General features: G+C 44.9%; 8 protein-coding genes. All 8 read right to left on the bottom strand.

Annotated elements, in window-relative coordinates; translation table 11 throughout:
* Nucleotides 1-193, bottom strand: a 193-nt coding sequence (locus G475_RS0110065; RefSeq protein ID WP_233275760.1) for a helix-turn-helix domain-containing protein, incomplete at its 3' end; no start/stop codon positions are given.
* A gap of 774 nt (nt 194-967) precedes the next feature.
* Nucleotides 968-1,465 carry a metal-dependent hydrolase gene (locus G475_RS0110060; protein ID WP_026701194.1) on the bottom strand — a complete coding sequence of 166 codons (498 nt, stop codon included), beginning with the start codon at nt 1,463-1,465 and terminating at the stop codon, nt 968-970.
* Between the two features lie 42 nt (nt 1,466-1,507).
* Complete coding sequence (gene parC, locus G475_RS24670; protein WP_035710798.1) at nt 1,508-3,976, bottom strand: DNA topoisomerase IV subunit A; 2,469 nt, start codon at nt 3,974-3,976, stop codon at nt 1,508-1,510.
* 2 nt (nt 3,977-3,978) lie between these two features.
* A complete protein-coding gene (parE, locus tag G475_RS0110050) occupies nt 3,979-5,943 on the bottom strand; it encodes a DNA topoisomerase IV subunit B (RefSeq protein WP_026701193.1) in 1,965 nt (654 codons plus the stop codon).
* Nucleotides 5,944-6,077: 134 nt separating this feature from the next.
* On the bottom strand, nt 6,078-6,500 hold the full coding sequence (locus G475_RS0110045; RefSeq protein WP_026701192.1) for a CoA-binding protein: 423 nt from the start codon (nt 6,498-6,500) through the stop codon (nt 6,078-6,080).
* Nucleotides 6,501-6,525: 25 nt separating this feature from the next.
* On the bottom strand, nt 6,526-8,055 hold the full coding sequence (locus G475_RS0110040) for an ABC transporter permease/substrate-binding protein (RefSeq protein ID WP_026701191.1): 1,530 nt from the start codon (nt 8,053-8,055) through the stop codon (nt 6,526-6,528).
* Nucleotides 8,056-9,120, bottom strand: a complete 1,065-nt coding sequence (locus G475_RS0110035; protein ID WP_026701190.1) for an ABC transporter ATP-binding protein — start codon at nt 9,118-9,120, stop codon at nt 8,056-8,058.
* A 350-nt stretch (nt 9,121-9,470) separates the two neighbouring features.
* Nucleotides 9,471-10,985 (bottom strand): carboxypeptidase M32, encoded by a 1,515-nt coding sequence (locus G475_RS0110030; RefSeq protein ID WP_026701189.1) that lies wholly within the window; start codon nt 10,983-10,985, stop codon nt 9,471-9,473.
* Nucleotides 10,986-11,090 lie beyond the last annotated feature (105 nt).

Below are 11,090 nucleotides of genomic sequence, written 5' to 3'. Positions count from 1 at the left end.
CCAAAATATAGTCCTTATAGGAATCCAATTTCCTTGTCCTGGTCTTCAACGTTTCAACCCAATCCAAGGCTTCATCCCAATCCATTTCTAAATAGTTATAAACCGTGTTTCTTGATACACCGCACTTGCGGGCGATGGCTGCAATGCTGAAACCCTCTTCTTTCAAGTCACGAATACGCATATGATCTTTCATTTTATTCACCTTTCGTTTCCTCCAGACCAGCAATTATTGTTCCTAGTATAGCTGGTCCAAGAGAGATTCGTAACGAAAAAGTGTTCAATCTTATCAAGCAAAAAGTGTTAACTCTAATCTAGCAGTTACATGTAGGCATTTTATTGTCAATCGAACAATATGTAGGTGCTTTTTTGTCTTAAATAAGATTAGAATGTTGGCATTTTCATGTCAATAATTTTATGGATGAACGAGTTTTTCATTTAATTTCATGTTATGTAGGCACAATGTGTCATTTATGTAGGCACTTTTATGTCGACGGACAACTGCACAGGAGAGAGGGACATATTAAGAAGAATTTGTTTTTAGTTTACATAATATATATTATAGGAAGTTAAGGGGTAAAAATCCTTTTTGTATCAAAATTAAAGTAAACTTCTTATTTTGAGACATAAAAATTTTTTGAAATGCGAGAGATTCTTTCGGCCACTTCACACCGAATTCATGCCAGCAAGGTTTGACATATTGCCAATTCTGTATATACCCCTAGTTAACATACTGTTTATCGTTATCCGTCGATTGTTCCATCATTGCCGTTTCAGGATCATTTTCTAGGACTGCAGGCTGTTAATATCGATAAAAACCCGCTGTGACAACTGGTATCGCAAAATAAACGTCCTCTCCCCTGTCTCTATAATAGTACCTTCCAAATGACCAATTAACGACTAATAAATAATCCTGAATAACAAAAGACAGTGGTAAAAGCTCCACTGTCTTTCGTTTTCACCCTGCTTTTTATATGATATGGATACTAAAATAAACAATCCAGCTGAGCATAAGTACGGAAATCGTTCCTTCTCCCAGGACGGATCCTGTTTTTGTCGTGAGGGGGAACATCACGTTATACTTCACAGGATACAATAAGCGAATTCCCCGGGGGGTCATCATATCCAGAATGAAGTGACTTGCCATCCCTATCGTCAGACCGTATTGAAAGGCGGGGCCCCAGCCGTAAGGAATGGCCCCTGTCACGATGTAAAGAATACATAAAAAAAGGAGGCTGTGAGTGATTGTACGGTGCCCGAACAACTTCTGCACGACTTTGGATATCACGGTCATCCGCCTTCCGATCCACGAAAAGGGCTGGCAGATGTCAGGAAGGAGTCCACCGGTTACTACGGCCGCGGCGTATACCACTCCTTCCATACTGGTAAGACCAAACGGCATAGGTTGGATCGTATAAACGGCAGCACCGGCAGCCAGAGCACCAATCGTATGGGTTCCTGCATTCATGAGGATTTAACCTTTCTTTTTTCATTAGTTTACATAATATAATTATCGTTCATTTTCTTCGCTGTTGTTATTTTTCTGCAGCGTTTGATAATCGATTTTGGGCCAGGCGTGGGTTACTGTTCCATTTTCCTGGGTATCCACCACAAAGGATCCGTTGCTGTACCGATCACTTTCTCTCATGCTGCTGAAGTTCTCTGTTTCCAAATGTCCTGTTTCTGTTTGAATGTTGATCCACTCGTCTTCTCTCTGCAGCTTTTCCAGTCCGACAATGAGATGAGGTTTCTTTTTCAATTCCCGCAGTATCACCAGACCGCGTTTAGCCCGGCTCATGGTTTCAAATTCATCCAGCGGCATTCTTTTTACCGCTCCCCGGTGCGTAATAACTGCTGCGTCCGGATGCTGATTCGGCGGAATGATAAATCCATTAATAACCGTATCGCCAGGCTTTAAATTTATTCCCTTCACGCCGGCTGCGCGCTGGCCGACCGGTGCTGCTTCCTCTTCATGAAAACGAAGGCCGAAACCATAATTGGTCCCTAAGAATATTTCTCCGTCTCCATCTGTCATCTCCACATTAACAACATGATCCTCTTCTTTTAACTTGACCGCCACAAGAGCTCTGGAATAGCGCTGGGCCTTATAGGCGGATAACACTGTCTTTTTTACCAATCCCATTTTTGTGAAAAACACCAACAAACGATCATCGCTGAATTCAGAGATCGGAATGGCTTTAATCAGTGTATCCTCTGTATCCAACGGGACAATATTACCGATATGCTGGCCGTTATCCTTCCACCGTATTTCGCCCAGTTCATGAACCGGCATATAAAGGTACTGCCCTTTTTTTGTAAATAACAGCAGCGTGTCTGTTGTATTCAATTCCCCAAAGAACAATAGATCATCTGTTTCTTTCATGCCCGGCGGCTCTTCATTGGAAGCTGAATAGGACCGGTAACTTGTGCGTTTTACATATCCTTCCCTTGTAGCAGTGACAATGACGTTTTCCGACGGGACCATGACTTCAAGGTCAATTTTCAGTTCTTCAATTTCATCTTCTATCACCGTAAGACGTTCATCATTGTATGTCTTTTTTACATAATTCAGCTGATCTTTAATAACCTTTAAGAGCTTTGTTTCACTGGATAAAATGCCTTGAAGTTTTTTGATTTGCTTTTCAAGTTCTTCGGCTTCTTTTTCCAGTGTTGTAATATCTGTGTTAGTTAACCGGTAGAGCTGCAATGTAACGATGGCTTCCGCCTGCTCCTCCGTAAAATCAAAAGACTGGACCAGATTCGTCTTTGCATCTTTTTTATCATTGGAAGCACGGATGGTTTCAATCACTTGATCCAAAATAGAAATTGCTTTTTTTAGACCTTCTACAATATGCTGCCTTTTTTCCGCTTTATCCAGTTCGTACCTGGAACGGTTGGTGACGACTTCTTTCTGGTGGGAAACATAAGCCTGTAGTAATTGCTTTAAGCCGAGAAGCTGCGGTGTTTTATTATGTATCGCCACCATATTGAAATTATAGGACACCTGAAGATCCGTGTTCTTATATAAGTAATGCAGAACGCCTTGCGGATCTGCTTCTTTTTTTAGTTCAATCACAATCCTGAGTCCTGTTCGGTCCGTATCGTCCCGTACTTCCGCAATCCCTTCTATTTTTTTGTCAAAGCGTATCTCGTCCATGCGTTTTACGAGATTTGATTTTACTACTTCATACGGGATTTCGGTTACCACAATTTGTTTGCGGCCGCCTTTCAATGTTTCTACGTCCGTTTTCGATCGGACGACGACTTTTCCTTTTCCGGTTTCATATGCCTTCTTGATTCCATCTGTGCCCTGAATGATTCCTCCGGTAGGGAAATCCGGACCTTTTAAAACAGTCATCAAATCCTCTACGGAACACCCGGGGTTGTTTATTTCCATTAATGCCGCATCAATAACTTCTCCAAGCTGGTGCGGAGGAATATCGGTCGCATAACCGGAAGAAATTCCCATCGATCCGTTCACAAGGAGATTCGGATACATCGCGGGAAGGACAACAGGTTCTTCGATGGAATCATCAAAATTGGGGATATACTCCACCGTATTTTTTTCAATATCCCGCAGCATTTCTCCGGAAATGGAAGCAAGGCGGGCTTCGGTGTAACGCATCGCAGCCGGAGGATCCCCATCAATGGAACCGTTGTTTCCATGCATTTCAACGAGCGGATTCCTTCCCTTCCAGTCCTGGCTCATTCTTACCATGGCTTCATACACAGAAGAATCGCCGTGGGGATGATAATTGCCGATCACATTCCCAACGGTCTTGGCTGCTTTACGGAATGGTTTATCCGCCGTATTGCCGTCCTGCAGCATGGCATACAGGATACGCCTCTGAACCGGCTTCAACCCATCTCTGGCATCCGGGAGGGCCCGTTCCTGAATAATATATTTACTGTAGCGCCCGAATCGGTCGCCCAGCACGTCTTCCAGTGGTAAATCCAGATGTTTCTCTGCCTCGGTCACAATTACTCCTCCTCTGCCACATGAAGGTTTTCATTTTCAAGAATGTTCGCATCCTCTTCCATGCCAAACGCTACATGGGACTCAATCCATTTCCGCCGGGGTTCGACTTTATCCCCCATCAGCGTCGTCACACGTTTATCGGCGCGTGCCAGATCTTCTACAGTAACCCGTACAAGCGTTCTCGTTTCCGGATTCATGGTTGTCTCCCACAACTGGGTGGCATCCATTTCTCCCAGCCCCTTATAACGCTGAATGGAATAGCCTTTTCCTACTTTTTTGATCGCTTCCTGCATGCCTTCTTCATCCCAGGCATATTCAATTTTTTCCTTTGTTCCACTGCCTTTGCTTACTTTATACAAAGGAGGAAGAGCGATAAATACCTTGCCGGCTTCCACAAGCTGTCTCATATACCGGTAAAAAAAGGTGAGCAGCAGAACCTGAATGTGAGCACCATCAGTATCGGCGTCGGTCATGATGACGACTTTATCATAATTGCTGTCATCCAGGGAAAAATCCGTTCCTACTCCCGCACCAAGAGCGTAAATAATCGTACGGATCTCTTCATTTCTCATTATGTCGTCCAGTTTCGCTTTCTCCGTATTAATTACCTTGCCGCGCAAGGGGAGCACCGCCTGAAATTTCCGGTCTCTTCCCTGTTTTGCCGAGCCTCCGGCAGAATCTCCTTCGACAAGATACAGTTCATTGCGTTCTGGATTTCTCGACTGAGCCGGTGTCAGTTTTCCACTCAGCAGTTCTTTTTTCCGGCTCTTTTTCCCATTACGGGCTTCTTCCCGTGCTTTTCTCGCAGCTTCTCTGGCTTGCGATGCCTTAATGGCTTTTTTGATCAGCATCGAACTGATCGAAGGATTTTCTTCAAAAAAGTACGTTAGTTTTTCGGAAACAACTTGATCGATGGCTGATCTTGCCTCCGGCGTGCCCAATTTACTTTTTGTCTGACCTTCAAACTGAAGCATCGCTTCAGGAACCCGGATGGCGATAACGGCCGTAAAACCTTCCCGGATATCCGAACCATCAAGGTTTTTATCCTTTTCCTTTAGGAAATTCATTTTACGAGCATATTCGTTCACCACTCGGGTTAAGGCTGTTTTCGCTCCTGATTCATGAGTGCCGCCGTCTTTTGTCCGGACGTTGTTTACAAAAGACAATACGTTTTCCGTATAAGCATCGTTAAACTGAAAAGCAATTTCCAGTTCAATATCCTGGCTTTTTCCTTCGAAATAAACGACTGGGTGAAGCACCTCTTTATCTTCATTCAAATATTCAGCAAATGCTTTTATCCCTGTCTCATAGATAAATGTTTCGGAAATAACGTCTTCCTGTCTTTCATCTGTCAGTCTAATCGATACACCATTTAATAAAAAAGCTGCTTCTCTTAACCGCTCTGCCAGCATGTCATATTGGTAAGAGGTCGTACTGAATATAGCCGGATCAGGCTTAAACCGGATCGAGGTCCCTGATTGACTGGTCGTTCCTTCTTCTACAAGCGCCGTTACCGGTTTTCCGCCATCTGCAAATTCCTGCCGGTAAATCCTGCCGTCCCGATGAATCGTAACGGTCAGCCATTCCGACAAGGCGTTTACAACAGAAGCTCCTACTCCATGAAGCCCTCCGCTTGTCACATAGCCTCCCTGTCCGAATTTGCCGCCCGCATGCAAAACGGTAAATATAACCTCCGGGGTAGACTTGCCGGTGCGGTGCATTCCGGTTGGTATGCCTCTTCCATAGTCTGTAACGGAAACGCTTTGATCAGGATGGAGCGTAACATCAATAACGTCTCCGAAACCTGCCAGTGCCTCATCCACGGCATTATCGAGTATTTCAAATACAAGATGGTGAAGGCCGCGGCTGTCTGTGCTGCCGATATACATCCCCGGTCTTTTCCGGACAGCCTCCAGCCCTTCCAGTACCTGTATGGCATCATCATTATAATCAAAGGTCTGTGTCAATGACGTGTTCCCCTTTCTCTCCAAAGCAAAGCATGTATAGTACACTATAACATATCACACAAGAACATACGTTTCATTTGGTGAATTTTTTCAATGAGAAACGCTCATCTAGGATGGATGAGCGCAGATTACCTTTATTTTAGCATGGAATGTTCGATCTTAATACATTTATCCATGATCACTGTCATCCCTGCATCCCCGGCGATACGGGCTGCTTCTTCACTGACAAGATCCAGCTGGGTCCAAAACACATCAGGCACAGACGGCATCGATGCGGCGTCTTCTGCAACTGCCGGAAGGTGTTCCCTGCGCCGGAACACATTGACGATATCGACGTGCTCTTGTATATCCTGCAGCCTTGAAACAGCTTTTCTGCCAAGTACTTCTGACACGGTAGGATTCACAGGAATAATCGTATATCCTGCGTCCTGTATCGCTTTGCTTACCTGGTAGGCTGTCCGGGATGGATTATCAGACAGACCTACTACAGCAATCGTTTTGCTTTCTTTTAAGATCGTTTTGATGTCGTCCTGTGCTGGATTGGTAAAATTACTCATTGGCGGCTCTCTCCTTTTATATAGATTAGTCAAAAAAGCCATTGTCCGTCAAGTACTCTCTGGCAACCTTACTGGGATCTGCATCATTGTAATCCACCATATAGTTCATCTGCTGCATTTCTTCGTTTGAAATTTCTCCGCCGAGCTGATTTAAAATTTCTAATTGAGGATAAGCTTCCATCGTTTCTTGTTTCATCAATGGAGCGCCCTGGTAGGGAGGAAATAAATTTTTGTCATCCTCCAGTACCCGCAGATTGTACTCCACCATGTCTGCATCCGTAAAGTAGGCATCGATAAAGTCGACCTGTCCGGTCTCCACGGCTCTTGTACGAAGACCCGAGTCCATCGTTTCGACATTCTCAAAGGTCAGACCATATACGTCCTGAATACCGGGATAGCCATCTTCCCGGTCCGCAAATTCAAATGTAAAGCCGGCTGTTAATTCATCCGTATAAGGTTCCAAATCAGAAATCGTCTCAATTCCTAATTCATCCGCCTGCTGTTCTCTCATCGCAATGGCGTACGTGTTGTTAAACTGCATAGGTTCCAAATACACCATACCATATTCTTCAGCCATTCCCTTCTTTGCCTGCTGGTAGACTTCTTCTTCGGTGCTTCCCGATTCCGGAGTTTCTTCCAATAAGGCAGCCATTGCTGTACCCGTAAACTCCGGATAGATATCGATCTCATCCACAGACAACGCGTTAAAAGCAGCATCGGTGCTTCCAAAACCTGATTCCACCACTACCTGCAGATTCGTTTCTTCTTCAATAACATGCTTATACATATTAGCGATAATTTCCGGTTCCGCCCCCAGTTTTCCGCCAATCACAAGGTCGGGTTTTTGACTGAAGGTGAAAAGCGGAGCGGCCGCCACAAGTAGTGCTGCGATAAGTACAGAAGCGACAGGTGTTAAAGCTTTCCCCTGGGAGGTCTTTTCCGTTATCCGTAAAACAAAATCAAAAAACAGGGCAAGCAGCGCTGCCGGAATCGCACCGAGTAAAATGTACGCATTATCTGCGCGGTCAATGCCGGTCATAATAAAATCACCCAGCCCGCCGGCACTGATTAAAGCAGCTAACGTTGCTGTCCCCACAATAAGTACCATTGACGTACGTATACCAGCCATGATAACAGGAATGGCCATCGGCAGTTCCACTTTGCGAAGTCTGCGGAAGGAAGACATTCCCATTCCGGTGGCTGCTTCCTTGATCGCCGGATCCACTTCATTTATTCCGGTATACGTATTTCGAAGAATCGGAAGCAGCGCATACACCGAAAGCGCTACCACCGCTGGGAGAGTCCCGATTTCATTCAACAATAAAATCATGAACCCAAGCAGTGCCAGGCTCGGAATCGTCTGCAGCACAGCAGCCGCACCAATGATTGGTTCCGCAATTCGTTTCTTTCGTGATAAATAGATGCCAAGCGGGACGGAGATGAAGATCGCACAAAGCAGGGCTAAAAGGGACATATGTATATGTTCCCACAGCAGCGTCCAAAACATATTCTGCCGGTTTTGAAAAAGGTCGGCGACAGCTTGAATCGTTCCCATTTAAACCGACTCCTTTCCTGGCTGCGCATGGATGTTTTTCATATACCACACGATATCTTTGTAGCTTAACACCCCGATTAGTCTCCCGTTCTCCAGCACAGGCAGCGCATCCATATCTGTTTTTTCAAAATACTGCACAGCCTTTTTTAACAGCATATCGGGAGTAATAGAAACATCATGTTCAATTATCTCTCGGCCCTGCCGGCGTCCCAAAAAACTGGAATCATTATCAAAAATGTATAAAGGAGCGGGATATAAAGGGAGATTTGGAAGCTCCTCAATATTTGCGATATAGTCACTTTGCGGGTCCATCATTTCTCTTACCGGGGTGTCCCATTCATTTATGCGATCTCCGATAAAATCACGGACAAAATCATTTGCTGGATGGTTGGTCAGCTCATGCGGCGTTCCCACCTGCACTATGCTGCCCCCCTCCATCATACAAATACGATCTCCAAGAGCGAGAGCTTCATCCATATCATGGGTGACAAAAACAATGGTCTTCTGTATTCTGGACTGTAGTTGTTTAATGTCCTGCTGCAGCTGTTCTCTTGTTAACGGATCGAGGGCACTGAAAGGCTCGTCCATAATTAAAATATCTGGATCAGCGGCAAGAGCGCGAACGACGCCGACACGCTGCTGCTCCCCGCCGGAGAGTTCTGCCGGTTTACGCTTTTTATAAACAGCGGGATCGAGTTCCACCATTCGCAGCAGCTCTTCCACTCTTTCTGCCGTCTGTTTTCTTCCCCATCTGCGCATTTCCGGCACCACAGCCACGTTCTCTTCAATTGTCATCGTTGGAAACAAGGCAATCTGCTGGAGGACGTACCCAATGTTCCATCTTAATTCCTGCTTGTTCCAGTTCTTAAGGTTTCGGCCTTCGATGTGAATTGTCCCCTGGGTCGGTTCTATTAAGCGGTTAATCATTTTTAACGTCGTTGTTTTTCCGCACCCGCTGGGGCCGATAAGAACAAAAAGTTCTCCTTTTTCTATCGTGGTGGAGAAATCCTGAACTGCCTTTGTTCCATCCTGAAATTCTTTGGAGATATTTTCAAACGTTATCATTTTCAAGTCCTCTCTTCTTCCCTTAAAGATATCTATAATTATTTTTAATATCACATTTTGTTCGTTTTTAAACAAAAATTATTAGAGAAATCCTGGTTTTTGTCGAAGGGTTCGTGGAACGGAGCCTTCCTTTGGTTGCAGTATCTGAATAAGCAGCTTTACAGAGGACGCGCAAGCCAGGCGGAACCGTGTCAGAATAGCGAAGAAACAATGAGCAGGGACTTTCCCAGGCTCTGTTATTCAAATTTTTTAAAAAGATCCCAATAGATTTGGGACCTTATTAAGGAGCAACGATGGCAGCTGTTGCTGTCTGATACTCTTGAGGAGGACATGGGGTTCCTTTTAGAAATTTATAAACGGTACAGCGGTTTGTATTTATCTTCGAGGTAGGTTATTAAATAATCGGGATTAATCCCTTCCCCAGTAGTATCTTTCATGATGTCGGCCGGCGTTTTCGTCTTACCGTACTGATGGACATGTGTGGTCAGCCATTGCTTGACAGGCGACAGATTTCCACTGCGGATGTAGGAATCCAGATCCGGAAACTCCTTGCGCACCGCGTGATGAAGCTGGGCGGCATAAATATATCCTAACGCATAAGAAGGAAAATACCCAAAAGCCCCAAAGGACCAATGTACATCCTGAAGCACACCTTCCCTGTCTGTAGGAGGGGTGATGCCAAGGTATTGTTCCATTTTTTCATTCCACACTTCCGGCAGGTCTTTTACCTGCAAATCCCCGTTGATTAGTTTCTTTTCTATTTCATAGCGTGCAATAATATGAAGCGAATACGTGAGTTCATCCGCCTCTATTCGAATAAACGATGGTTTCGCCTCATTAACGGCACGATAAAAATCATCCAGCGGCACCTTTTCAAACTGACCGTTCGAGTAAGCTTTTAATAAATCGTAATTTTTCTCCCAGAATGCTTTGCTTCGTCCCACGAAGTTTTCCCAAAATAACGACTGGGATTCATGAATCCCCATGGAGGCAGCGTCACAGAGCACCGTCTCTCTCCATTCTGCCGGCAGATTTTGTTCATACAGGGCGTGTCCGCCTTCATGAATGGTACCAAAAACAGCCGTTCGAAAGTCCATTTTGTCATACTTAGTGGTTACGCGGACATCATTTGGATTTAACCCGAGGGCAAAAGGATGAACGGTTTCGTCCAGACGTCCGGCCTCAAAATCGTAAGTCATCTGCTCCAGAATCGTTTCACTGACCGCCTGCTGATTTTCCTTTGGAAACGTCCGGAATAAAAAGTCCGTTTCTGGTCTGTTGGGCGAAGCATTTATGTCTTCCACGAGGGGAACCAACCGTTCACGCAGCCGTTGAAAAACAGCATCCAATGTCCCCACCGTCATATCAGGTTCATAATCTTTCAGCAGCGCGTTATAGGGATGGCCCTCATATCCCCAGTACTCCGTAAATTTCCGGCTGAAATCAACGATCTTTTCCAGGTACGGCCGAAAGCTCTCAAAATCATTATTGTCTTTCGCCGTTTCCCACACAGATTCTGCTTTTGACGTTAAAATACTATACTCCTGAAATTCAGGCTCGGGAATCTGAACAGAACGATCATATTCCTTCTTCAGTTCTTCGGCGGCCCTTTTGGTACCTGTAGAAAGCTCATTGGAATCAGCCTCCAGAATACGGTGAACGAGGCGGCCGCTCGTATCGGAGGTTTTTAATTTAAATAGTTCGGTAGACAACATGCCAATTACTTCAGCCCGGGAGTCTGCTCCTTTTTTTGGAATCTTCGTGCGGGCGTCCCATTGCAGCAGACCGAGCGCCTGCTCATACGAAGACATTTTCTGCATATGTTCATAAAAAGCTTTTTCCGTCGTTTTAATGGAGTCCGTCACTGGGTCGACTCTCCTTTTATTATTTTTTCGTTTCTTGATTACAGAGTAAGCGTAACATATTCTTTTACAGGTTTTCATTTTTGAAAGACCACCGCAATCGTGTTA

Source organism: Salibacterium aidingense DSM 18341 (genome assembly GCF_000429685.1).
Lineage (GTDB): Bacteria > Bacillota > Bacilli > Bacillales > Marinococcaceae > Salibacterium > Salibacterium aidingense.
The sequence above is the reverse complement of the archived record's forward strand: the minus strand, read 5'-3'. Positions and strand labels throughout refer to the sequence as shown.

Bases quoted from the DNA above. Each gene is read 5' to 3' on its own strand.
- G475_RS0110060 (WP_026701194.1), bottom strand. From the start codon at position 1,465: ATGAATGCAGGAACCCATACGATTGGTGCTCTGGCTGCCGGTGCTGCC.
- G475_RS0110045 (WP_026701192.1), bottom strand. From the start codon at position 6,500: ATGAGTAATTTTACCAATCCAGCACAGGACGACATCAAAACGATCTTA.
- G475_RS0110035 (WP_026701190.1), bottom strand. From the start codon at position 9,120: ATGATAACGTTTGAAAATATCTCCAAAGAATTTCAGGATGGAACAAAG.
- G475_RS0110040 (WP_026701191.1), bottom strand. From the start codon at position 8,055: ATGGGAACGATTCAAGCTGTCGCCGACCTTTTTCAAAACCGGCAGAAT.